The 22,587-nt window shown below is 70.2% G+C and carries 19 protein-coding genes; 12 read left to right on the forward strand and 7 right to left on the reverse strand.

What is annotated here, in order from left to right; genetic code table 11:
* Positions 1 to 96 precede the first annotated feature (96 nt).
* Positions 97 to 792, reverse strand: coding sequence for a glycoside hydrolase family 75 protein (locus ACWCRD_RS03195; RefSeq protein ID WP_450964228.1), 696 nt, complete (start codon positions 790 to 792; stop codon positions 97 to 99).
* A gap of 204 nt (positions 793 to 996) precedes the next feature.
* On the opposite strand from ACWCRD_RS03195, the gene ACWCRD_RS03200 reads away from it, so the two are divergent.
* The gene (locus ACWCRD_RS03200; RefSeq protein WP_450964229.1) at positions 997 to 1,608 is read left to right on the forward strand and encodes a hypothetical protein; all 612 of its coding nucleotides are present in this window, start codon (positions 997 to 999) and stop codon (positions 1,606 to 1,608) included.
* A gap of 94 nt (positions 1,609 to 1,702) precedes the next feature.
* On the opposite strand, the gene ACWCRD_RS03205 is transcribed toward ACWCRD_RS03200, so the two are convergent.
* Positions 1,703 to 2,539 (reverse strand): aldo/keto reductase, encoded by an 837-nt coding sequence (locus ACWCRD_RS03205; RefSeq protein ID WP_450964230.1) that lies wholly within the window; start codon positions 2,537 to 2,539, stop codon positions 1,703 to 1,705.
* Between the two features lie 300 nt (positions 2,540 to 2,839).
* On the opposite strand from ACWCRD_RS03205, the gene ACWCRD_RS03210 reads away from it, so the two are divergent.
* Genes ACWCRD_RS03210 through ACWCRD_RS03240 form a run of 7 tightly spaced genes read left to right on the forward strand, consistent with a single transcriptional unit; the run spans position 2,840 to position 12,227 of the window.
* Entirely contained in the window at positions 2,840 to 2,989 is a 150-nt protein-coding gene (locus tag ACWCRD_RS03210; RefSeq protein WP_450964231.1) for a pyrroloquinoline quinone precursor peptide PqqA, read from the forward strand.
* Between the two features lie 22 nt (positions 2,990 to 3,011).
* Positions 3,012 to 3,728, forward strand: coding sequence for a pyrroloquinoline-quinone synthase PqqC (gene pqqC, locus ACWCRD_RS03215; RefSeq protein ID WP_450964232.1), 717 nt, complete (start codon positions 3,012 to 3,014; stop codon positions 3,726 to 3,728).
* Entirely contained in the window at positions 3,725 to 3,979 is a 255-nt protein-coding gene (gene pqqD / locus ACWCRD_RS03220) for a pyrroloquinoline quinone biosynthesis peptide chaperone PqqD (protein ID WP_450964233.1), read from the forward strand. The genes pqqC and pqqD overlap by 4 nt, the downstream gene beginning before the upstream one ends.
* Positions 3,976 to 5,052, forward strand: coding sequence for a pyrroloquinoline quinone biosynthesis protein PqqE (gene pqqE, locus ACWCRD_RS03225; protein ID WP_450964234.1), 1,077 nt, complete (start codon positions 3,976 to 3,978; stop codon positions 5,050 to 5,052). The genes pqqD and pqqE overlap by 4 nt, the downstream gene beginning before the upstream one ends.
* Positions 5,049 to 6,236, forward strand: a complete 1,188-nt coding sequence (locus ACWCRD_RS03230; RefSeq protein WP_450964235.1) for a glycoside hydrolase family 88/105 protein — start codon at positions 5,049 to 5,051, stop codon at positions 6,234 to 6,236. The genes pqqE and ACWCRD_RS03230 overlap by 4 nt, the downstream gene beginning before the upstream one ends.
* Before the next feature lie 4 nt (positions 6,237 to 6,240).
* On the forward strand, positions 6,241 to 7,026 hold the full coding sequence (locus tag ACWCRD_RS03235) for a heparin lyase I family protein (protein WP_450964236.1): 786 nt from the start codon (positions 6,241 to 6,243) through the stop codon (positions 7,024 to 7,026).
* Between the two features lie 11 nt (positions 7,027 to 7,037).
* Positions 7,038 to 12,227 carry a PQQ-dependent sugar dehydrogenase gene (locus tag ACWCRD_RS03240; protein WP_450964237.1) on the forward strand — a complete coding sequence of 1,730 codons (5,190 nt, stop codon included), beginning with the start codon at positions 7,038 to 7,040 and terminating at the stop codon, positions 12,225 to 12,227.
* Between the two features lie 18 nt (positions 12,228 to 12,245).
* On the opposite strand, the gene ACWCRD_RS03245 is transcribed toward ACWCRD_RS03240, so the two are convergent.
* On the reverse strand, positions 12,246 to 14,072 hold the full coding sequence (locus ACWCRD_RS03245) for an AMP-dependent synthetase/ligase (protein WP_450964238.1): 1,827 nt from the start codon (positions 14,070 to 14,072) through the stop codon (positions 12,246 to 12,248).
* Between the two features lie 241 nt (positions 14,073 to 14,313).
* On the reverse strand, positions 14,314 to 15,822 hold the full coding sequence (locus ACWCRD_RS03250; RefSeq protein ID WP_450964239.1) for an MFS transporter: 1,509 nt from the start codon (positions 15,820 to 15,822) through the stop codon (positions 14,314 to 14,316).
* Between the two features lie 112 nt (positions 15,823 to 15,934).
* Between ACWCRD_RS03250 and ACWCRD_RS03255 the strand changes: the two genes are divergently transcribed.
* Positions 15,935 to 16,930: an Lrp/AsnC family transcriptional regulator gene (locus ACWCRD_RS03255; RefSeq protein ID WP_450964240.1), complete on the forward strand. Its 996-nt coding sequence runs from the start codon at positions 15,935 to 15,937 to the stop codon at positions 16,928 to 16,930.
* 125 nt (positions 16,931 to 17,055) lie between these two features.
* Here the strand turns inward: ACWCRD_RS03255 and ACWCRD_RS03260 are convergent, their stop codons facing one another.
* Positions 17,056 to 17,919 carry a LysR substrate-binding domain-containing protein gene (locus tag ACWCRD_RS03260; protein ID WP_450964241.1) on the reverse strand — a complete coding sequence of 288 codons (864 nt, stop codon included), beginning with the start codon at positions 17,917 to 17,919 and terminating at the stop codon, positions 17,056 to 17,058.
* Positions 17,920 to 18,088: 169 nt separating this feature from the next.
* On the opposite strand from ACWCRD_RS03260, the gene ACWCRD_RS03265 reads away from it, so the two are divergent.
* Positions 18,089 to 19,111, forward strand: coding sequence for a bile acid:sodium symporter family protein (locus ACWCRD_RS03265; RefSeq protein ID WP_450964361.1), 1,023 nt, complete (start codon positions 18,089 to 18,091; stop codon positions 19,109 to 19,111).
* Here the strand turns inward: ACWCRD_RS03265 and ACWCRD_RS03270 are convergent.
* Both ACWCRD_RS03270 and ACWCRD_RS03275 read right to left on the reverse strand, forming a co-directional pair.
* Positions 19,047 to 20,258 carry a DUF4185 domain-containing protein gene (locus tag ACWCRD_RS03270; RefSeq protein ID WP_450964242.1) on the reverse strand — a complete coding sequence of 404 codons (1,212 nt, stop codon included), beginning with the start codon at positions 20,256 to 20,258 and terminating at the stop codon, positions 19,047 to 19,049. The genes ACWCRD_RS03265 and ACWCRD_RS03270 overlap by 65 nt on opposite strands.
* Positions 20,259 to 20,492: 234 nt before the next feature.
* Positions 20,493 to 21,410 carry a quinone oxidoreductase family protein gene (locus tag ACWCRD_RS03275; RefSeq protein ID WP_450964243.1) on the reverse strand — a complete coding sequence of 306 codons (918 nt, stop codon included), beginning with the start codon at positions 21,408 to 21,410 and terminating at the stop codon, positions 20,493 to 20,495.
* 104 nt (positions 21,411 to 21,514) lie between these two features.
* Between ACWCRD_RS03275 and ACWCRD_RS03280 the strand changes: the two genes are divergently transcribed.
* Positions 21,515 to 21,952: a MarR family winged helix-turn-helix transcriptional regulator gene (locus ACWCRD_RS03280; protein ID WP_450964244.1), complete on the forward strand. Its 438-nt coding sequence runs from the start codon at positions 21,515 to 21,517 to the stop codon at positions 21,950 to 21,952.
* A gap of 19 nt (positions 21,953 to 21,971) precedes the next feature.
* Positions 21,972 to 22,499, forward strand: coding sequence for an isochorismatase family protein (locus ACWCRD_RS03285; protein ID WP_450964245.1), 528 nt, complete (start codon positions 21,972 to 21,974; stop codon positions 22,497 to 22,499).
* The last annotated feature ends 88 nt before the right edge of the window (positions 22,500 to 22,587 follow it).

The following is a 22,587-nucleotide window of genomic DNA, read 5'->3' on the forward strand; positions in this document are numbered from 1 at the left end:
CATGCACACACATACGTGCGGGTCCGAGGAGAAGTGCCAGGTGGAGGCCGTCTCGGCTGCAGTTGTTGCAGGGTACGGGACCCCAGTATTTGCCACTCAGTTGTTCTGCAGGAACTTCTTCGCCAGCTGATCCCCCAGCGAGACCGCCGCGCTGTGGCTCTCGATGGGGGACACCTGTGAGTTCTTGAAGAGGATGTAGGTCACGCCGGAGTCGGCGCCGCCGGTCTCGGGGTTGCTGTCTATGCCGAGGGCCTGGGCGGTGGCGTACGAGGCCTCACCGATGATCTTTGTGGGGCCGGTGTCGCCGACGACTGCGTACTCGACCTTGTTGTTGTAGATCACGGCGACCACGCCGCCGCCCTTGATGCCGGAGCTGGAGTAGTTCCAGATACTGCTGGAGCTGGGCACGACCACGTACGGCAGTGAATCTGCCCTGAGCGGCTTGCCGTTGGACTGGTGGAACGCCGTGTCGTCCTGGTACCAGGGGTCGGTGTTCTCGTTGCACTTCGACGTGCGTTGTCCGTCGCAGTCGATGTCCATGTCGGCCTTCCAGAAGACCGCACCGTTCTTGCCGCAGACGGGGATCGTGGCCGAAGTCTCGTCGTCCGTCTTGTACTTGCCGTGGGAGATCTGCTGACACGACGTCACCTTGGCGAGCAGGTCGGCCGCGCTGACCGAGCCCTCCCGGGTGGACGCCGGTCGTGCCGTACCGGAGGCGTTCGCGGGGAGCACTCCGGCGGCGAGCAACGCGGCCCCGGAGGCCGCGGCGAGGGTCAGTGTTCGTAGGCGCACTGTGGGGGACCCTTCTGTTAGGAAAGTTTCCTTACTTGGGTGCCGTACAAGGTGGCCCTCTTTGCGTGTCCCCGTCAACCCTTTGGGCTGGACTGCCGTGCTCCGCCGCTGTGTCCGGCCCTGATTGCAGCGGTTTGCCCGGAGGAGAAGACTGGATGGACGCAATATCCAGATATGCGCCCGACTTCCGGGAGGCGAGGCGTCATGTTCGTTCGCACGGTGTATGCGACCGGGGATCCCGCGAAGGTGGACACGGCCATCAGGGCCTTGAACTCGCAGGGGCGGGATCTGCTGGAGGAGCGTCCGGGCTATCGCGGGGCCGGCATCTTCGTGGACCGGGAGCTGGGCAAGCTGCTCACGGCGAGCTGGTGGCAGTCGGAGGAGGCCCGGCACAACAGCGACCAGGTCATGCGTGAACGGCGCGGCGGGCTGCTGGAGCCGTTCGCGGCGACGACCGCGGTGGAGAACTACGAGGCGGTGGTCGTCCATCAGGTGCGGCAGCCGGAGGCGGGCGGCGGGCTGCGGCTCACCAGGCTGGAGTTCGACCCGATGGACGCGGATCTGCTCGCCGAGACCTTCCGCGCTTCCGTGGTCCCCCGGCTCGACAGTCTGTCCGGGCTGGCCAGGACCTCCCTGCTGGTCGACCGGGAGCGCGGACGCGGGCTGGTCGGCGCGCTGTTCACGGACCGCCAGGCTCTCGGCGCGTCCCGCGGGGCCCAGGCGTCGGCCCGGCACGAGGGCGCGGCCAAGGCGCATGTGACCGTGATCGGACTGGAGGAGTTCGAGGTCGTCTACACGGAGGTGCGCACCAACTGACGTTGTCCGTGGGGGAGTCGGCCGCAACGCCGGCTCCGGGCACAGGTCGGCCCCCGCCGCACGGCGGGGGCCGACCTGTGCACCGCGGCAGCCGTCAGGCCATGTTGAACGTCGACGGGTCCGGTCCCAGGCGACGGTCCTCGTTGAGCGCGCTGATCGCCGCGAGGTCCTCGGTGTCCAGGCTGAAGTCGAAGACCTCGATGTTCTCCTTGATCCGGGACGGGGTCACGGACTTGGGGATCACGATGTTGCCGAGCTGCAGGTGCCAGCGCAGCACGATCTGGGCCGGGGTGCGGCCGTGCTTCTGGGCGATGGCGACGATCGCCGGGACCTCCAGCAGGCCCTTGCCCTGGCCGAGCGGCGACCAGGCCTCGGTGGCGATGCCCTGCTCCGCGTGGTACTCGCGGGCGGCGTGCTGCTGCAGGTGCGGGTGCAGCTCGATCTGGTCGACCGCCGGGATGACCGACGTCTCGGCGATCAGTCGCTCAAGGTGCTCGGGCTCGAAGTTGGAGACGCCGATCGCCCGGATGCGGCCGTCGGCGTGCAGCTTCTCGAACGCCTTGTACGTGTCGACGTAGTTGTCCCGGGCCGGGGTCGGCCAGTGGATCAGGTACAGGTCGACGTAGTCCACGTCGAGCTTGTCGAGCGACGCGTCGAAGGCGCGCAGCGTGGCGTCGTAGCCGTGGTCGCTGTTCCAGAGCTTGGTGGTGAGGAAGATGTCATCGCGGGGGACACCGGAGGCGGCGATCGCCTTGCCGGTGCCCTCTTCGTTGCCGTAGATCGCCGCTGTGTCGATGCTGCGGTACCCGGCCTCCAGCGCGGTGGCGACGGCCCGCTCCGCCTCGTCGTCCGGCACCTGCCAGACACCGAAGCCCAGCTGGGGCATCTCGACGCCGTTGTTGAGGATGATCGGGGGGACCTTGCTGCTCACGAGCTCTTGATCCTTACGGTTGTCGTCAGGTGGTACTCCCATCGTCAACGATCACGGGCGGTCATGCATTCCTGACGGCATAATCCATCCGAACTGACTGATGAGTCAGTTGACGGTTCCGGGGATTGTCCGGAAAAGCATCCGACGTCTTCGGTCCGGACCATTGACGGGGGCCCTTCCTCCCGCAACTCTGGATCGCGCCACCGAACGAGTTCATGAACTCGGTGCATGCATGTGAACACCTCTCGCCTGTCTGGGCCTCCCCAACCCCCCACCCCTCAGGAAAGCAGGTACGGCCACATGAACGAGACGCGTCCCTATGCCCTCCGAACGGAACAGCCGCTCCCGGAAAAGCGGGAGACATCGGATGAAAACGTCTGGCAAAGCCCGGGTTATGCGGTGGTGGAGACCGCTCTCGAAGTGACCGCCTACGCTCTCGCCGACCGCTGACCGGCCGTACGGCGACCGCACCGTGACCGCCACAACCGTCCGTGCCGACGGCGCCACCGCCTGGGGAACCGCCGAGTTCACCGAGCGGCTGCGCGCCGTCGCCGCGGAGCGCTACCACGACCGCCACCCCTTCAACCTGCGGATGCACCGCGGTGAACTGAGCCCCGCCGAGCTGCGCCGCTGGATCGTCAACCGCTTCCACTACCAGCGCCACATCCCCGTCAAGGACGCCCTGATCCTCGCCGGGCTGGACCGGCCGGAGCCGCGCAGGGCCTGGCTGCGCCGCATCCAGGACCACGACGGCACCGCCGACGGGGAGGGCGGGATCGAACGCTGGCTGCGCCTCGGCGAGGCGGCCGGCCTGCACCGTGACGAACTGTGGGACGGCTCCCGGGTACTGCCCGGCGTTCGCCTCGCGGTCGACGGATACGTCAACTTCTGCCGCCTGCGCCCGGCCCTGGACGCGGTCGCCGCCTCCCTCACGGAACTCGCCGCACCCGACCTCATGCGCACCCGCATCGCCGCCTTCGAGCGGCACTACCCCTGGATCGACCCCGACGGCCTCGCCTACTTCCGCACCCGCATCGACCAGGGCGGCCGCGACGGAGCCGAGGCCCTCGCCCTGGTCCTCGATCTGGCCCGCACCCGCGAGCAGCAGCAACGCGCGCTGGCCGCCCTGGAGTTCAAGTGCGAGGTGCTGTGGTCGCTGCTGGACGCGGTGGCCGGAGGCGGCCCATGACCTGGCGTCCGGCACTCTCCCGCGGTGTCGTCCTGCACCACGACCGCGTGCGGGAGACCGATCTGCTGCTGCTCCCCGAGCGGGTGGTCGTACTGCGCGGCAGCGCGGCCCCCGTCCTGCGCCTTTGTGACGGCAAGCGCGCGGTGGAGGAGATCGTCGCCGAACTCGGCGAACGGTACCCGACCGCGCCGGTCGCCACCGAAGTCCCCGGCTTCCTCGCCGCGCTGCGAAAGGAGGGCTGGCTCGTATGACCGTGGACGCCCCCTGGGCGCTGCTCGCCGAACTCACCCACGGCTGTCCGCTGCGCTGCGGGTACTGCTCCAACCCCGTCGAACTGATCGGTCGGTCAAGCGAGCTGGACGCCGGGCAGTGGTCCGACGTGTTCCGCCAGGCCACCGACCTCGGCGTCGTGCAGACACACCTGTCCGGCGGTGAGCCCCTGCTCCGACGCGATCTGCCCCGTATCGTCGCGGCCGCCGACACCGCGGGCCTCTATACGCAGCTGGTCACCAGCGGGGTGGGCCTGAGCGAGCGGCGCACGGCGCAGCTCGCCGAGGCCGGGCTGCGCAGCGTCCAGCTCTCGGTGCAGCACGCCGATCCGGGGGCCTCGGAGCGCATCGCGGGCGCCCGCTCGTTCGCGGCCAAGGAGCGGGCCGCCCGGTTGATCCGCGCCTCCGGTCTCCCCTTCGGCCTCAACATCGTGCTCCACCGCGCCAATCTCGACGCCCTCGACGACCTGATCGCCCTCGGCCTGTCCTGGGGCGCCGACCGCATCGAACTCGCCCACACGCAGTTCCACGGCTGGGCCCTGCGCAACCGCGCGGCCCTGCTGCCCACCCGAGAACAGGTCGAGCAAGCCCGCGCCTCGGTCTTCCGCTGGCGCCAACTCCTCGGAGACGCGGTGGAGTTGGTGTGGGTCGCCCCCGACTGGATGGACGCCACCGCGAAACCCTGCATGGGCGGCTGGGGCGCGGTCTCGCTCACCGTCGCCCCGGACGGCACGGCCCTGCCCTGCCCTGCCGCGGCCGCCCTGCCGGACCTCGACCCGCCGAACGTGCGCGAGCACCGGCTGGCGTGGATCTGGCGGGAGTCGAAGGCCTTCAACGCCTACCGCGGCCAGTCCTGGATGCCCGAGCCCTGCCGCGGCTGCGCCCTGCGCTCCACCGACCACGGCGGCTGCCGCTGCCAGGCCCACGCCCTCACCGGCGACGCCGGCCGCACCGACCCCGCCTGCCGGCACGCCCCCGACCACCACCTCGTACGCGACCTCGCCGAGGGGCCGCGCGGCGACCTCGCGTACGCCTACCGAAAGGGAGGAACATGAGCCCCAGACGTCTGCGGACGGCACTGACGACCCTCGCCCTCGTCACCGCCGGCCTCGTCACCCTGCCGGCGGCGACACCGGCTCCGCCTGCCGCCCCCGCGCCCGCACACCTCAGGGCCGCCGCCCCCGACTGGTCCGTGGCCGTCGTCGACTCCACCATGGCCCGCTACACCCCGAGCACCATCGGCGGCTGGTCCTACCCGGTCGGCCTCTACCTCTACGGCCAGTACCTCACGTACACGCGCACCCACGACGCCCGCTATCTGGCCTACATCAAGGACTACGTCGACCGTTTCGTGAAGAGCGACGGCTCCATCGCCCAGTCCTTCAACAGCCTGGACAGCATGCAGGCAGGGCGGCTGCTGGTGATCCTGCACCACGAGACCGGCCAGGACCGCTACCGCAAGGCGGCCAGGAAGATCGTCGACCGCCTGAGCACCTACCCGCGCACCGCCGACGGCGGCTTCTGGCATGCGGACTCAGCCGCCCGCGCCCACCAGCTCTGGTCGGACGGCGCCTACATGGTGAACCCGTTCCTCGTCGAGTACGGCAAGGAGTTCGGCGACAGCGCCTACACCGACGACGAAGCGGCCGGGCAACTGTACGTCTACGGCAGCCATCTGCAGGTGGCGAACGGTCTGCTCAGACACGCCTACGACGAGTCGAAGAGCGCGAGCTGGGCCGACCCGCAGACCGGGCTCGCTCCCGAGCACTGGTGCCGAGCGGTCGGCTGGTACTCCATGGCGATCGTCAATGTGCTGGACGCGCTGCCCGCGAACCATCCGCGCCGGGCCCAACTCCTCTCCGCCTTACGGAAGTTGGCGGCCGGTCTGGAGAAGTACCAGGACCGGGCGACCGGCCGCTGGTTCCAGGTGATCGACAAGGGCGGCCGGAGCGGCAACTGGACGGAGACGTCCTGCTCCAGCATGTTCACCTACGCCCTGTCCCGCGGCGTTCAGCAGCACTACCTCGATCCGCACTACGCGGAGGTGGCCCACCGGGGCTACCGGGGCGTGCTCGCCGAGCTCTCCACCGGACCGGACGGCCGTACCGACCTCTCCGACATCTCCGTCGGCACGAACGTCGGTGACTACGCGTACTACATCGCCCGCACCCGGGCCACCAACGACTTCCACGGCCTGGGCGCCTTCCTGATCATGAACGAGCAACTGCGAGGTGATTAGTGTCATGAGCACATCCAGAAGGGTGCTGCTGGGCGCCGCTCTCGGTGGCGCGGCCACGGCGGTCGGCCTGCCGGCCGGCACCGCCCACGCCGCCTCCTGGCAGCAGAAGTGGGCGCCGTCCGCGGGCGGCGACGGCCTCGGTGCCTTCGAGACGGTCGAGGACGACCGCGCACACTCGCACCCTGCCGGTCATCCGCACATCTTCGCCACCGGCGACAACTGGCGCTTCAACATGCACACCGTCGACCGCGACACCTCGACGGACCGCCAGCGCCAGGAGGTCACCGGCCTGCGCAACGGCAGCGGCGGCAACTACCTCAAGTGGACCGAGGGCCAGACCTGGCGGGTCACGTACTCGATGTACATCCCCAGCTCGCTGAAGGCCACGACCACCTTCACGCACATCATGCAGATGAAGCAGCCGGGCAACGGCACCTCGCCGATCGTGGTGCAGTCCCTGCGCCGCGTGAACGGCAGGCAGACCATCGAGCTGAAGCTGGCCGTCGACGACATCCTCGTCGGCCGCACCGACCTCGACCCGCTGCACGACAAGTGGACCGACGTCGACTTCCAGATCAAGGTCGGCAGCGGCTCGGCGGGCTCGGTCCGCTGGATCCTCAAGTCCGGCGGCTCCACCGTCGTGGACGCGTCGAAGACCGGCGTCGACACCTTCCTGGCCGACCGGGTGCGCCCGAAGTGGGGCATCTACCGCTCCCTCGGCGACACCTCCGGGTCCCTGCAGGACACCTACCTGCTGCTCACCAACCTCCGCGGCTACCAACTCGTCTGAGGAACCGCCATATGAGACCGCCCACCGCACAGCGGACGGGGGCGGCGGCGATCGTGTTGTTCGTCATCGCCGTCGTCCTCGGACTCGCCCACCCCGCCGCGCTCGCGGCCCCGCACCCCACCCCGCACACCGCCGCCGTCTACGACGTCCGTGACTACGGAGCCAAGGCCGACGGCTCCGCCAACGACACGCCGGCCATCAACAGGGCGATCACGGCGGCCGGTTCGGCCTCCGGTGGCGGCATCGTCCGCTTTCCCGCCGGCGCCTACAAGTCCCAGAACACCATCCACATGAAGAGCCATGTGACGCTCCAGCTCGACAAGGGCGCCACGATCCAGGGCTCCGGTGCCGACACCTACGACAAGGCCGAGGCCAACCCGTACGACGCCTACCAGGACTACGGGCACAGCCACTTCCACGACGCGATGATCTACGGCGACCGGCTGACCGACATCGGCTTCGTCGGGCAGGGCGTCATCGACGGCATGGGCAACCTGATCACCGGCAACCCGAAGTCCGGCGAGGCCGACAAGATCATCTCGCTGACGCGGTGTGACGGGCTCAGGATCGGCGACGGGCTCACCCTGCGCCGTGGCGGCCACTTCGCGGCCCTCGTCAACGGCTGCAAGAACGTGACGTCCAACCACCTCACCATCGACACCGCGAGCGACCGCGACGGCTGGAACGTCATCTCGACGACCGACGCCACGATCACCAACGCGACCATCCACGCCAACGACGACGCCCTGGTCTTCAAGAGCGACGCCCTCGGCGCCAAGCTGCCCAACGGCCATGTGCGGGTGAGTGATTCGACGCTCGGCGCCCGGTGCTGCAACGCCCTGATGTTCGGCTCCGAGACCTGCGGAGACTTCTCGGACTACCAGTTCGAGAACATCCGCATCGACGGCGCGGACAAGTCCGGCCTCGGGATGGTGTCGATGGACGGCGCGAAGATCTCCGACGTCCACTACCGCGACATCACGATGACGGACGTCCACTCGCCGATCATGCAGAAGATCGGCACCCGGAAGCGCTGCGGCAACCGTCCCGGCGTCGGATCGATCAGCGACATCACCTACGACAACATCACGGCCACCGGCAACAGCCCGTCCTTCAGCCCGACCCTGTGGGGCGAGACCGGCCACCGGATCAACGGCGTCACCTTCCACAATGTCCACATCACCGTGCCCGGCGGCCACGCCCCCATGTCCGCCTCGGTGCCGAGCAACGACCCGGGCGACTACAACCCGAAGGCCATCGGCACCCGGCCGGCCTACGGCTGGTACCTGCACAACGCCGACCACGTCCAGTTCGCCGACAGCTCGGTCGAGTTCGCGGCGGACGACGGCCGCCCCGCGGTCATCGCCAACGCGGCGAGCGACATCCGCTTCACCGGCTTCACCGCCGGGCGCGGCTCCGCCTCGCCGTACGACCTGGGCTTCCAGGACGTCGACGGGTACTGCCTGAGCGGCGTGACGCTGCGGGTGTCGAGCAGTGGATCCACCGAGAACTGCGCGAACGCCGTACGGCCCCGCGACCTGGAGAACCCCCGTCAGGACTTCCTCCGCAACTCCGTCGGCGGCCTCTTCCTGCACTGGGGCCTGCGCACCGCGCCCGCCCACACCAGCTGCACCGCCTGGGAGAACGACGTCACGAGCGGCGGCTGGACACCGCAGTACTGGGTGAACGAGGCGCAGAAGCTGCACACCCAGTACCTCGTCCTCGCCACCTTCCACAGCCGCCTCGGCTACGCCCGCCCCTGGCCGTCGAAGATCCCGGGATCCTGCTCCACCCGGCGGGACTTCCTCGGTGAGCTGATCACCGCCGCCAAGGCCAAGGGCATGAAGGTCATCCTCTATATGACCGACGACCCGAAGTGGCACGACGAGGGCGGCCACGAGTGGCTCGACTCGGCCGCCTACTCCGCCTACAAGGGCAAGAACGTCGACCTGACCACCCGCGACGGCTTCGGGCAGTTCAGCTACGACAACTTCTTCGAGGTCATGGACCGCTACCCCGAGCTCGGCGGCTTCTGGATCGACAACGACAACTCCTACTGGGAGAGCCACCACCTCTACCAGCAGATCTACGACAAGCGCCCGAACTACACGCTCAGCAACAACAACGAAGACACGCCGATCATGGACATGATCAGCAATGAGCAGAAGACGGGGATGACACCCGCCTATGACTACCCGCAGGCGATCTACACCGCCCAACCCCGCCTGACCGAGGCCGACTTCAAGCTGCCCTCGACCGGCGCCTGGTGGTACGACGGCACCGACCCGACCGTCGACAAGAAGCTCACCCTCGGCCGGCTGATCACCAACGCGGGCTCCTCGGTGAAGGCCCTGATGGCCGAGACCGCCCAGGTCAACGGCAGGTTCCCGGCCAACCAGGCCGCCTTCAACACCTTCGCCGACTCCTACCTCGCCCCCATCTGGGAGTCCCTGCACGGCACCGAGGGCGGCGGCTACATGTACGGCGGCCTGGGGCCCGGCTTCTGGAACGACGGCGCGCACGGCGTCACGACGATCAGCAAGAGCGACCCGAACCTGCAGTACGTCCATGTCCTGACGCCGCCCGGCACCGGCACCCTGCGCATCCGCGACAACGGCTACCGCATCGCCTCCGTCACCAACCTCCGTACCGGAAAGGCGGTTTCGTGGTCGCAGTCGGGCGGCGTGCTGACGCTGAGCGGTCTCGGCGGCTGGGACCCGTACGACACCGTCTTCAAGGTCACCACCGCCGGTCGTCAGGGCATCCTCACCGGGGTCAAGGTGACCTCGAGCGCCTCCGCGAGCGGACATGCGGGATCGGCCGCAGGCGACGGCAGCCACCTCACCTACTGGGACAACGACAAAACCCTGCCGGTCAGTCTCACCTTCGACCTCGGTTCGGCCAGGAGGGTCCAGTACATCGGGCTCAACCAGCGCGAGGACTCCGTCGCCTACGCCCGCTCGGACACCGAGCAGTCGGCGCGGATCAAGGACTACAAGGTGTTCCTGAGCAACGACGGCACGTCCTGGGGGAGCGCGGTCAAGACCGGGCAGCTCCCAAGCCGCCGCGGAGTACAGGGCATCGACCTCGCTGCGGCCGACGCCCGCTACGTACGCCTGGAGGCGGACACCACCTGGGCCGCCTCCACCGACACCACCCGCTACCGGCGGCTGCGGATCGACGAGGCGTGGATCGGCACCTCGTACGCCACACCGGCGGCGCCCCTCCCGCGCCTGAGCCGGGACAGCGCGCTCGCCGGAACCGACTACCAGGCCGAGGACGCGGCCATCTCGCAGGGCACGGTGGCCACCAACCACACCGGATACACGGGCACCGGCTTCGTCGACTACACCAACGTCAAGGGCTCCTGGGTGGAGTTCACGGTGAGCGCGGCCTCCGCGGGCACCGCAGCACTCACCCTGCGCTACGCCAACGGGACCGCAACCGACCGTCCGATGGACCTCTCCGTGGACGGCACGGTGGTCGCCTCCGCCGTGTCCTTCCCGGCCACCGCCGACTGGAACACCTGGGCCACCAGGACCGTCGACGTCCCGCTGACCGCGGCCACCCACAAGATCCGTGCCACCGCGACCACGACCGGCGGCGGCCCCAACCTCGACCGCATCACCATCGGCACGGCGCCCGACGCCCAGGCCCCGACCCGTCCCGGCCAACCCGCCTGCTCGGACATCGGCGAGGACGGCCTCACGCTGTCGTGGGGCGCCTCCACCGACAACGTGGGCGTCACCGCGTACGACATCTACGAACACGGCAACAAGATCAGTGAGGCACCGGGCAGCTCGACCAGCAAGGTCCTCACCGCACTCAGCCCGGACACCACCTACAACCTCACCGTCATCGCCCGCGACGCGGCAGGCAACACCTCCCCCGCGAGCCCGGTCGTCGACTGCACCACCGAACCCAGCTCCGACACCACCCCGCCGACGAAACCGGGCACGCTCTCCGCCTCCGACGTCACCGCGAACAGCGCCCGACTCACCTGGGGCGCCTCGACCGACGACAAGGCGGTCGTCGCCTACGACGTGCGCAGCGACACCACGGTCTACAAGACGGTCACGAACGGTACGTCGACCACGCTCACCGGGCTCGCCTGCAACAGCCCGTACGCGCTGAACGTCGTCGCACGAGACGCGGCGGGCAACACCTCCCAGCCGAGCAACACCGTCACCTTCACGACCAAGGCGTGCGCGACCGACGGTGGCGTGCCCAGCTCCGTCTCCACGCTGTCGACGGGGTGGACGATCCCCTGGGGCACCTACTGGATGCCCGACGGGCAGAGCGCACTGGTCACCGAGCGGGACGACTTCCGCGTCTGGAAGGTCACCAAGGACGGCACGAGGACCCAGGTCGGCACGGTCCCGAACGCCGTCACCACCAACGGCGAGGGCGGGCTGCTCGGCGTCGCCGTCGATCCGAAGTGGGCGACCAACCACTACGTGTACTTCATGCACACCGCCGACGAGGGAAACCGTGTCGTCCGCATGACCTACGACGGCACCTCGCTCGGCGACTACAAGATCCTGCTCCAGGGCATCAAGAAGAACCGCTACCACAACGGCGGCCGCCTCGTCTTCGGCCCCGACGGCTACCTCTACGTCTCCACCGGCGAGGCCCAGACGCCCGACCTGGCACAGGACAAGAACTCCCTCAACGGCAAGATCCTGCGCATGACGACGGACGGGAAGCCGGCCCCCGGCAACCCCTTCGGCAACTACGTCTACAGCCTCGGCCACCGCAACCCGCAGGGCCTCGCCTTCGACCGCAACGGCCGGCTGTGGGAAGCGGAGTTCGGCAACAGCTCCAAGGACGAACTCAACCTCATCAAGCCGGGCGCCAACTACGGCTGGCCGATCTGCGAGGGCACCTGCAGCACCGCCGGGATGACCAACCCCAAGGCCACCTGGAACGTCTCCGAGGCCTCGCCCAGCGGTATCGCCATCGTCCGCAACGTCGTCTACATGGCGTCCCTGCGCGGAGAGCGGCTGTGGCGCATCCCGATCAACGGGGACGACGAGAGCGTCGGCACACCGACCGCGTACTACGTGGGTACGTACGGCCGTCTGCGGACCGTGACCAAGGTACCGGGCGCCGACCAGCTGTGGCTGTCGACCACCAACTGCGACAACAACGGGAACCAGCCGGACGGATCGGACAAGCTCTTCCGCATCAACATCAGTTGACGGTGCGTCAGGGCCTGCTCAGGCCCGGTAGAGCGCCTCGACCTCGTTGGCGTAGGCGTTCTCGATGGCCTTGCGCTTCAGCTTCAGGGACGGGGTCAGCAGACCGTGTTCCTCGGTGAACGGCTGGGCCAGTATCCGGAAGGTGCGGATCGACTCGGCCTGCGAGACGAGGGTGTTGGCGGCGACCACCGAGCGCCGCACCTCCGTCTCCAGGTCGGCGTCGCGCACCAGCTCGGCCGGCGACATCTGCGGCTTGCCCCGCATGGTCAGCCAGTGCTCGACGGCCTCCTGGTCGAGGGTGACCAGGGCGGCGATGTACGGACGGTCGTTGCCGACGACGATGCACTGGTTGACCAGCGGGTGGTCGCGCACCCGCTCCTCCAGCAGCCCGGGGGAGACGCTCTTGCCGCCGGAGGTCACCAGGATCTCCTTCTTGCGGCCGGTGATCGTGAGGTAGCCGTCCTCGTCGAGAGAGCCCAGGTCGCCGGTGGCGAGCCAGCCGTCGTGCAGGGTCTCGTCGGTGGCCTTCTGGTTGTTGAGGTAGCCCTGGAAGATGTTCGGGCCGTGCAGCCAGATCTCACCGTCGTCCGCGATGTGCACGGTCATGCCCGGGATGGGCTGGCCGACGGTGCCGTAGCGGGTGCGCCCGGGCGGGTTGGCGGTCGCGGCCGCCGTCGACTCCGTGAGGCCGTAACCCTCGTAGATCTGCACGCCCGCGCCCGCGAAGAACAGGCCGAGCCGCCGGTCCATCGCGGAGCCGCCCGTGATGGCGTTGCGGATGCGGCCGCCCATCGCGGCCCGCACCTTGGAATAGACGAGCTTGTCGAACAGCTGGTGCTGCACCCGCAGACCGGCCGAGGGGCCGGGACCGGTGCCCCAGGCCTTCGCCTCGACGGCGTCCGCGTACTTCACGGCGATCTCGACGGCCTTCTCGAACGGCCCGGCCTTGCCCTCCTTCTCGGCCTTGCGGCGGGAGGCGTTGAAGACCTTCTCGAAGATGTACGGCACCCCGAGGATGAACGTCGGCTTGAACGCCTGCAGATCCGGCAGCAGCGCGGCCGCGTTCAGCTGCGGCTGATGGCCGAAACGCACCCCACCGCGGATCGCCGCGACCTCCACCATCCGCCCGAAGACGTGCGCGAGCGGCAGGAACAGCAGCGTCGCCGCCTCGTCGCCCTTCTTGGAGTGGAACACCGGATCCCAGCGCTGGGCAACCGTGTCCGCCTCCCACATGAAGCTGCCGTGGGTGATCACACAGCCCTTCGGCCGGCCCGTGGTGCCCGAGGTGTAGATGATCGTCGCGGTCGACTCGGGGGTGACCGCCTGCCGGTGCCGGTGCACCACGTCGTCGTCGATGTACGCGCCCGCGTCGTACAGCTCCTGCACGGCGCCGATGTCGAGCTGCCACAACTGGTGCAGCTGAGGCAGCCGGTCGATGACGCTGGCGATGGTCATCGCATGGTCCTCGTGCTCCACGATCGCCGCCGAACACTCGGCGTCGTAGAGCATCCAGAAACACTGCTCGGCCGAGGACGTGGGATAGATCGGCACCACCTGGGCACCGATCGTCCACAGCGCGAAGTCGAACAGCGTCCACTCGTAGCGGGTACGGGACATGATCGCGACGCGGTCGCCGAAGCGAATGCCGCGGGCCAGCAGCCCCTTGGCCAGGGCCAGCACCTCGTCCCGGAACTCCGCCGCCGTCACATCACGCCACTGCCCCTGGTCGTCCTTGCGGCCCAGGCTGATGTGCAGCGGGTCTTCCTGGGCACGCTCGAAGACGACGTCGGCCAGACCGCCCACCGGCGGTGACAACGTCAACGGAGGGTTGGTGAACTCGCGCAAACCCGCTCCCCGCTCCTCAGTGCCCGATTTAGTGCTACCCCGCACAGGGCGTGAAAGCTACCCCAGACGGCGACAGGGCGGGAGGGGGGCCGAATCCGAGCAGTGCTCAGGTACAGGCTGGTCACGGCCGGAAAATGCGCTCACATCCGGAAGGGTCGGACAGAAAACTGACGGTTGAGTAAGTTTCGGTCCCGCAATCTCCACCGAATCTGTACGACCTGGAAACCGCTCCCGGCGCCCGTCAGCGGGCCTGCCCGAGGGGTGCCGTCCTCTCCTCTGTCAGCGTCGGAGCGGAGGTTTCCGTTACTTCCGTCCGGGTCGGGCGCGCCGTCCTGACCAGGGCGATCACCAGCGCTCCGGCGACCGTCGCGGTCAGCCCCGCCGCCACCGCCGCCGTGTTCAGCCCCGAGGCGAACGCCGACCGCAGCGCATGCTCGGAGAAGCCCCCGCGCAGGGCCCCGGCGGCGCCTCCGGCCAGCGCATGGGCCGCGTCGTGCGGCAGCGTGCTTTGCATGCGCGACGTGAGCACGGTGCCGTAGACGGCGATGCCGAGCGCGAGGCCGAGCTGCCGGAAGGTGTTGACCGCGCCCCCCGCCATCCCGGACCGCTCCGGCGGTACGGCGGCCAGCGCCGCGCCCGCGATCCCGGGCGCCGCCAGTCCCGTACCGACCCCGACCAGCACCATGCCCGGCGCCAGCACGGACGCCGTCGACCCCGCGTCCAGCACCGTCATGCAGAACTGCCCCGAGCCCACCAGCAGCAGACCGCCGCCGACCGTGATCCGCGCCGGCACCCCGTGCAGCAGCCGCCCGCCGGCCGCCGCCACCACGAACGCCGCCAGCGACATCCACAGGAACACCGCACCACCGCGCACCGGGCTCAACCCGAGCAGCGACTGCATCCATATCGAGTCGTACGCCATGAGACCGAACGCCCCCGCGTTGAAGGCCAGCGCGCCCAGCATCACCACGGAGAACGCGGGCTTGAGGAACAGCCGCGGATCGAGCAGCGGGTCCGTGCCGCTCCGCTCCACGGCGACGAAGCAGACCAGCGCCACCACCGCCGCCGCGAACGTCACGAGGGTGCCCGTCTCGCCCCAGCCGTGCTCCCCGGCCCGCACCGCCCCGTATGTCAGCCCGCCCGCGAAGGCCACGAAGGTCACTGTGCCCGCCCAGTCGACGCGCCGCTCACGCGAGCCGTGCGACTCCGGGACGACCTTCAGCGTCAGCCACACCGCGGCCACGCTCACCGGCAGATTGACGTAGAAGATCCACCGCCAGCCAGGCCCGTCCGTCAGCACCCCGCCGAGCACCGGACCCACCGCGGCCGCCGCGCCGCTGACCGCGCCCCACACGCCGAGCGCCACCGAACGCTGCCTGCCCTGATAGACGGAGCCCAGCAGCGGCAGCGTGGTCGCGAGCATCGCCGCCCCGCCGAGACCCTGCAGCGCCCGCGAGGCGATCAGCATCCCCGGTCCGCTCGCAAGTCCGCACAGCAGCGAGGCCGTCGCGAACATCACCACGCCCACCACGTGCACCCGCCGCCGGCCCAGGACGTCGGCCGCGGCGCCCGTCCCGAGCAGCAGCGCGGCCAGTGCCAGCGCATACCCGTCCATCACCCACTGCAGATCGCTCAGCGACGCATGCAGCGAACCCGCCATGTCCGGCAGGGCGACCACCGCGATGGTCACATCCAGCAACAACATGAACGTGCTCAGGCACACGGCCGTGAGCGGCCCCCATGTACGCATGTCCTCAACTCCTTGTGCGATGGATTGCGTATGACTCCGTACGATGGGGCAGGCCGGACGATCGCGGAGGCTGGAGTCGTCCCGGCGCTGGAATCCGACATCAGAAGGCGGTATGGAGACGAATTCCCACCCACGGCTGGCGCCCGGTTTCGACGGGCTCGACCTGCGCCTGCTGTCGGCGCTGGAAATCGACGGCCGGGCTCCGTTCAGCCGGATCGCGGCGGTGCTCGGCGTCTCCGACCAGACCATCGCCCGCCGCTACCGCCGGCTGTGCGCCGAGGGCGGACTGCGCATCGTGGTGATGCGGGACGCAAGCCGGCTCGGCCGGGACCAGTGGATGCTGCGGGTTCGCTGCGCGCCGGACAGCGCCCCGGCCATCGGGGAAGCGCTGGCGAAGCGGCCCGACACCAGCTGGGTCGGGCTCGTTTCGGGCGGGACCGAGGTTCTGTGCCTGACCCGCCCGCGCAGCTCCGGCGAGCACGACGACCTGCTCCTCGGCAAGCTCCCGCGCACCCCCAGCGTCGTGGAGATCCGCGCCCACCAGTTGCTGCACCGGTTCTACGGCGGTGCGCAGGGCTGGCTCAGCAAGTTCGGGGCGCTCACCGCCGAGGAGACGGACGCCCTGCGCCCCCGGGTCGAGCCTGCGGCCGGGCCCGCCCGCCTCACAGCGCAGGACGAGCCGCTGCTCGCCGTCCTGGAGCGGGACGGCCGGGCCACCTACCCCGAACTGCAGCGCGCCACCGGCCTGTCCGAGTCCGCGGTCAAGCGCCGCCTCGCCGCACTGTTCGCCTCGGGGGCTGTGTACATCGACTCGGAGAGCGACCCGGAGGTGGTCGGACACCCGGTGGCCGCGATGCTGTGGATCACCGCTGCCCCGGCCGCCCTGCACTCCGTCGGCGAGGCCCTCGCCGGCCACCCCCAGATCGCCCACGTCTCCGCGGCGACGGGACCCTGCAACATCATCGCGACCGCACTGGCCGAAAGCACCGCCGACCTGTACGCCTACCTCAGCGGTCCGCTGGGCCACCTGGAGGGCGTTCAGCATGTGGATACGACTGTCTTCCTGCGCCGTATCAAACAGCTCACCTACCCGCTCCCGGCCCGCTGACCCAGCGGCCCTGGTGAAGTCGGCTGCGGTACAGCAGCGCCCCGAAGGGGCGCGGGGAACTGCGCGACCAGCCACCACGGGCCGCCAGCCGACCGACGGCCCATCGCGCCGTACCAGCCGAGCGCTCAGCGACGCTGCAGCCGGACCCCGCCCGCCAGGATCGTCGACGCCAGTGCGTCCGCCGCGCTCTGGGCGGAGGTGCGGCGGGTGCCGTGGTCCAGGACGAAGTCGACGCGGCCGAGTTCGGGCAGGCCGAAGCGGTCGGGGACCCGGACCAGGCCCGGCGGGATCAGGCCGCGGGAGTGCGCCATGACGCCGAGGCCTGCCCGGGCCGCCGCGATCAGGGCGCTCAGGCTGCCGCTGGTGCAGGCGATGCGCCACGGCCGGCCCTGCCGCTCCAGCGACTCGAAGGCGAGCGCGCGCGTGATGCCCGGCGGCGGGAAGACGATCAGCGGCACCGGCCGGTCCGCGTCCAGGCGCAGCCGCTCCGCGCCGATCCACACCAGCTCGTCGTGCCAGACCAGCTCGCCCCGCGGGTCCTCCGGGCGCCGCTTGGCCAGCACCAGGTCCAGCTTCCCGGCGGCCAGCTGCTCGTGCAGGATGCCCGACAGCTCGACCGTCAGCTCCAGATCGACCTCCGGATGGTCGTGCCGGAAGCCCTCCAGGATCTCCGGCAGCCGGGTCAGCACGAAGTCCTCCGAGGCGCCGAAGCGCAGCCGGCCCCGCAGCCGCGTGCCCGTGAAGAACGCCGAGGCCTGCTCCTGCACCTCCAGGATCCGCCGTGCGAACCCGAGCATCGCCTCGCCGTCCTCCGTCAGCTCCACGGAGTGGGTGTCCCGGGAGAACAGCTGGCGCCCGGTGGCGTCCTCCAGGCGCCGCACGTGCTGGCTGACGGTGGACTGCCGCAGCCCCAGCCGCCGGGCGGCCTGCGTGAAGCTCAACGTCTGGGCCACCGCAAGGAACGTCCGCAGGTGGGAGGGGGCGTACATGGGAACAACGGTAGCCGCTCATCGCGAATCGCGATGACAGTCAGAGCGGTATGACGGATTCCCGATCGGCTTGCGGAGGAGGACGATGAACGGGGGCTTTCCGGCCCCGGACCCGCCGACCGCAACAAGCAAGTGGAGCACCGTGAAGCGCCTGCAATGGCCGAGCTGGATACCGATCGACCCGTACATCCTGCTGCTGCTCGGGACGGTGGGCCTCGCGGCCCTGGTCCCGGCGCGCGGGACGGGCGCCGACGTGGCCTCGGGCGCCTCCACGGCCGCGATCGCCTTCCTCTTCTTCCTGTACGGCGCCCGGCTCTCCACCCGAGAGGCGCTGGACGGACTGAAGCACTGGCGGCTGCACGGCACGGTCCTCGCCTGTACGTTCGTGCTCTTCCCACTGCTCGGCCTGGCCGCCCGCGGCCTCGTCCCGGTCCTGCTGACCCACCCGCTCTACCAGGGCCTGCTCTTCCTCACGCTCGTCCCGTCGACCATCCAGTCGTCGATCGCCTTCACGTCGATCGCCCGGGGAAACGTTCCGGCGGCGATCTGCGCGGGCTCCTTCTCCTCCCTCGTCGGCATCGTCGTCACACCCCTGCTCGCCGCCGCCGTCCTCGGCAGCAGCGCCGGCGGGTTCTCGGCCGACTCGCTCGTCCAGATCGTGCTGCAGCTGCTGGTGCCGTTCCTCGCCGGACAGCTGCTGCGCCGGTGGATCGGCGGCTTCGTCGCCCGGCACAAGAAGGTGCTCGGGCTGGTCGACCGCGGCTCCATCCTGCTGGTCGTCTACACCGCGTTCAGCGAGGGCATGGTCCAGGGCATCTGGCACAAGGTGAGCCCGATCCGGCTCGGCGGCCTGCTGGTCGTCGAAGCCGTACTGCTCGCCGTGATGCTCGCCCTGACCTGGTACGGCGGCAAGGCCCTGCGCTTCCACCGCGAGGACCGGATCGCGATCCAGTTCGCCGGCTCCAAGAAGTCCCTCGCCTCCGGACTGCCCATGGCCAGCGTCCTGTTCGGCGCCCATGCCTCGCTGGCGGTGCTGCCGCTGATGCTCTTCCACCAGATGCAGCTGATGGTCTGCGCGGTGCTCGCCAAGCGCCGCTCGCACGACCCCGTGGCGGAAGCCGCCGAGGTCACCGCGACCGCGTCACCCGCACCGTCACGAACCGCGGTCGGTACAGGGCCACGTTCGCGTTGATGCTCGCCGAAGCGCCGCTCGTCTCCAGCCAGTTGACGTCGTAGCTCAGCACCAGCCGCTCGTCGCTACTCAGCTCGGGATGCACCTGCGGGTTGTACGCGGCGACGCCCGCCGTCGGCAGCGAGGGGCTGAAGTTCCTCGTCGGGCCGTGCCACGGCCCGACGGGGGAGCACGCCCAGTACGAGGTCACGGTGGTCAGCCCCGCCGTCCCCGCGGCCATCGTGAACAGCACATACGTCCCGCCCGCCCGCACCACCGAGAACGCGCTGCCCACCTTCGCCCCGCTCACCGGCCGTGGCCGCAGCCCCCACCCCGAACCGCCCCAGTACCGCCAGGCGGCCGCGTCCGCGAGCCGCCCCTCCGGCACCCGCGCCACATACGCCGACGAGGCCGGCCGGGAGGCTGCCTGCCCGTCGTCGCCGCCGAAGACGTACGTCCAACCGCCCTTGTCCACCAGCGTCGTACCGAACAGGATCCGACGCGAGGGATCGGGCACCAGGCTCTGGTCGAGCACCTTCACCACCGACTCGACCCGCAGATCCGGCAGGGAGAGCGTGGCGACCTCGGTCGCGGTGGGCACTCCGTAGATCCACGGGGACTGCCCGGCCGCCCGCAGCCACAGCAGCACCCGGACGACCTGCTCGGAGGAACCGGGGGAGCGCGGCTCGACCCGGGCCGCGACCGGCCAGCGCCACTGGTTCTGGGCGGGGTCGGGGAAGACCGGCGCGGGCAGCGTGCTCTGCAGGCGGCCCCTGCCGTCCATCACCACGGCCGAGTTGCGCACCAGCGGGGCCGTCGTGTCCCGCCAGGCGTACGACTCGCCGGCCGGGTTGGGCGGGCGGTGCACCTGGCCGAGATAGGTGTCCGAGAACAACCACAGCACCCGCCCGTCCGGCAGCCGCACCGAATGGGTGCCGTCGCCGCCGGTCCAGTCGTCGGTGCGGGTCGCGTCGTCGCCGTAGCGCGCGAACTCACGCGTGAGACGGTCGTCGGCCGACCACGAGGAGATTGTGTGCGGTGTACACGCGCCGCCCTCCCGTCGACCGTGCTCCGGGAGGGCGGTGAGCAGCACGGCCCCGAGAACCAGGGCCAGCAGCAGACCGAGGCCGGTTCCCGTCCGCTGTCGTGCTCGTACGTCGTCGGGCACCCACGGGACGTTAGTGGCTGTTGCTCACCTGGTCCATGGGCAGCCCGGCTGTCCGTGCGCTGGGGCCGCCGCGCCCTTGCGCACGGTCATCAGGCCCGTGCGATCCCGCCGTCGACGCCGTCGAACCCCTCCTGGGAGGCCAGAAGATGACCTGCCGCTCGAACTCGCGGCATCCGGTCGAGCAGGTCTTGGACCGCCGCCGTGGACGGGTCAGCTGACGCAGCGATGCAGAGTTCAGGGGCGCAGCACGACCTTGCCCAGATTGCTCCGCGACTCGATCACCGCGTGCGCCTTCGCCGCGTCCTCCAGCGCGAACTCCCCGTGCACGGCGGGCCTCAGCGTGCCCTCCCCGAACAGTTGCCACAGCTCCTGACGCCAGCGCTCGTACAACTCCGGCTTGCCGCGGGCGATCCGCGCCATCTGGAAGCCGATCACGGACTTGGCGCCGACGAGCAGGTCGTACGCCTGGATCGACCCGCCGCCCGAGCTGTACGCCACCAGCCGTCCGCCCGGAGCGAGCGCGGCGACGGCCGGGGTGAGCAGCTCGCCGCCGACGGCATCCAATGCGTAGTCGACGGGATCGCCCCAGCTGTCGTCGCCGTACGCGACGACGTCGTCTGCGCCGAGGGAGCGTACGAAGTTGGCCTTCCCGGTGTCCGACACGGCACCCACCACCCGGGCCGCGCCACGCACCTTCGCCAACTGCACGGCCAGCTGGCCGACTCCGCTGGCGGCGGCCGTGACCAGCGCCGTCTCGCCCGGTTCCGGGCGGGCGGCCTCCAGGGCGCCGAGGGCGACGAGGCCGCTGCGGACGAGGGCGACCGCGTCGACCGCCGAGGCGCCGTCCGGCACGGGGGAGGCCATGGCCTCGTGCAGAAGCGCGAAATCCGCGTAACCGTGCCCGAAGCACAGCCCCGTCACGCGGTCGCCGGTGCGGAAGCGGGCGACTCCCTCGCCGACGGCCACCACCTCACCCGCGATCTCACCGCCCAGCGGGATCGGCTCGGCGGCCTCGGTGACCTTGCGGACGACGGGGAGCGTGACGCCCACGGCCTCGCAGCGGACGAGGAGTTCGCCGGGGCCGGGCTCGGGGACCGGGGCTTCCTCCAGAAGCAAAGGGCCGCCGGTGGACTCGTAGCGGACGCGGCGCATCACACCTCCAGGGGACGTCGGGACTCCCGACGCATTCGTTGGGAGTCCCAACGATAATCCGAACTTCATTGGGAAGTCCAATGACTTTTCGCTAGGCTGTCCGCATGCCCGAAGCGCCCCTCGCCGCGATCCGCTCCCTCCCCAGCTGGCTGCTCGGCCGTGCCGCCGCGCGCGGCCGGACCCTGGTGGCCGAGGCGCTGGCCGCGGAGGGGCAGAAGATGTGGCACCACGTGGTGCTCTCCGCCGTCCGCGACCTCGGCCCCGTCGCCCAGGCCGACCTCGGGCGCAGCGTGCAGCTCGACCCGAAGGATCTGGTCGGCGTCCTCAACGACCTGCAGTCCGCCGCTCTCGTCGTACGCGAACCGGATCCCAAGGACCGCCGTAAGAACGCGGTGTCGCTCACCGGGGCCGGCGCGCGGCTGCTCAAGCGCTGCGAGCGGGCGGCGCGCACGGCCAACGACGAGCTGCTCGCGCCGCTCTCCGCGGCCGAACGCGACCAGTTCATGGACCTGTTGATCCGGATTTCCGGTACGGAGAGCTGACGGCGGATAACGTTCCGTCATGGCCGTATCCCTCGCACTCGATCCCGCACGCAGCGCCCTTGTCCTCGTCGATCTGATGGACCGGATCGTCGCGCTGCCCCTGGAGCCCCGCAAGGGCACCGAAGTCCTGTCCGCCGCCGAGGAGTTGGCGACCGCGTTCCGCTCGGCGGGCGCGACCGTCGTCCTCATCCGGGTCGAACGCCCAGGTGTCACCGAACAGCCGCCCGGAAGCGGGCTGGTGGCCGGGCTTGCCCGGGACGGCGACCTGGAGGTCGTGAAGCGGACCATCGGCGGCTTCCAGGGCACGGGACTGGACGACCTGCTGCGTGAGCGGGGCGTCAACACGCTCGTCTTCGGCGGGATCGCCACCAACCTCGGTGTCGAGTCCACCGCCCGCGCAGCCCAGGACCTCGGCTACGACCTGGTCTTCGTGGAGGACGCCATGGCGGCGCTCACGGCCGCCGAACACGACGCGTCGGTGCGGCTGGACTTCCCGCGGCTGGGAACCGTGGTGACCGCGGCCGAGGTGCGGTTCGTGGCGGGCTGATCCCGCAGGGCGGCGGGAGCAGCTGAGGCGGGGCCCCTGCGGCGCAAGGGGCGCTCCCCGCCGGCCGGGGCCCCGGCGCCGTGTCGCG

It is taken from the genome of Streptomyces sp. NPDC002092 (genome assembly GCF_053593775.1).

Excerpts from the sequence above, each read along its gene's own strand:
- ACWCRD_RS03200 (WP_450964229.1), top strand. The coding sequence starts at position 997 with ATGTTCGTTCGCACGGTGTATGCGACCGGGGATCCCGCGAAGGTGGAC.
- ACWCRD_RS03210 (WP_450964231.1), top strand. The coding sequence starts at position 2,840 with ATGAACGAGACGCGTCCCTATGCCCTCCGAACGGAACAGCCGCTCCCG.
- pqqD (WP_450964233.1), top strand. The coding sequence starts at position 3,725 with ATGACCTGGCGTCCGGCACTCTCCCGCGGTGTCGTCCTGCACCACGAC.
- pqqE (WP_450964234.1), top strand. The coding sequence starts at position 3,976 with ATGACCGTGGACGCCCCCTGGGCGCTGCTCGCCGAACTCACCCACGGC.
- ACWCRD_RS03230 (WP_450964235.1), top strand. The coding sequence starts at position 5,049 with ATGAGCCCCAGACGTCTGCGGACGGCACTGACGACCCTCGCCCTCGTC.
- ACWCRD_RS03235 (WP_450964236.1), top strand. The coding sequence starts at position 6,241 with ATGAGCACATCCAGAAGGGTGCTGCTGGGCGCCGCTCTCGGTGGCGCG.
- ACWCRD_RS03240 (WP_450964237.1), top strand. The coding sequence starts at position 7,038 with ATGAGACCGCCCACCGCACAGCGGACGGGGGCGGCGGCGATCGTGTTG.
- ACWCRD_RS03250 (WP_450964239.1), bottom strand. The coding sequence starts at position 15,822 with ATGCGTACATGGGGGCCGCTCACGGCCGTGTGCCTGAGCACGTTCATG.
- ACWCRD_RS03255 (WP_450964240.1), top strand. The coding sequence starts at position 15,935 with ATGGAGACGAATTCCCACCCACGGCTGGCGCCCGGTTTCGACGGGCTC.
- ACWCRD_RS03260 (WP_450964241.1), bottom strand. The coding sequence starts at position 17,919 with ATGTACGCCCCCTCCCACCTGCGGACGTTCCTTGCGGTGGCCCAGACG.
- ACWCRD_RS03275 (WP_450964243.1), bottom strand. The coding sequence starts at position 21,410 with ATGCGCCGCGTCCGCTACGAGTCCACCGGCGGCCCTTTGCTTCTGGAG.
- ACWCRD_RS03280 (WP_450964244.1), top strand. The coding sequence starts at position 21,515 with ATGCCCGAAGCGCCCCTCGCCGCGATCCGCTCCCTCCCCAGCTGGCTG.
- ACWCRD_RS03285 (WP_450964245.1), top strand. The coding sequence starts at position 21,972 with ATGGCCGTATCCCTCGCACTCGATCCCGCACGCAGCGCCCTTGTCCTC.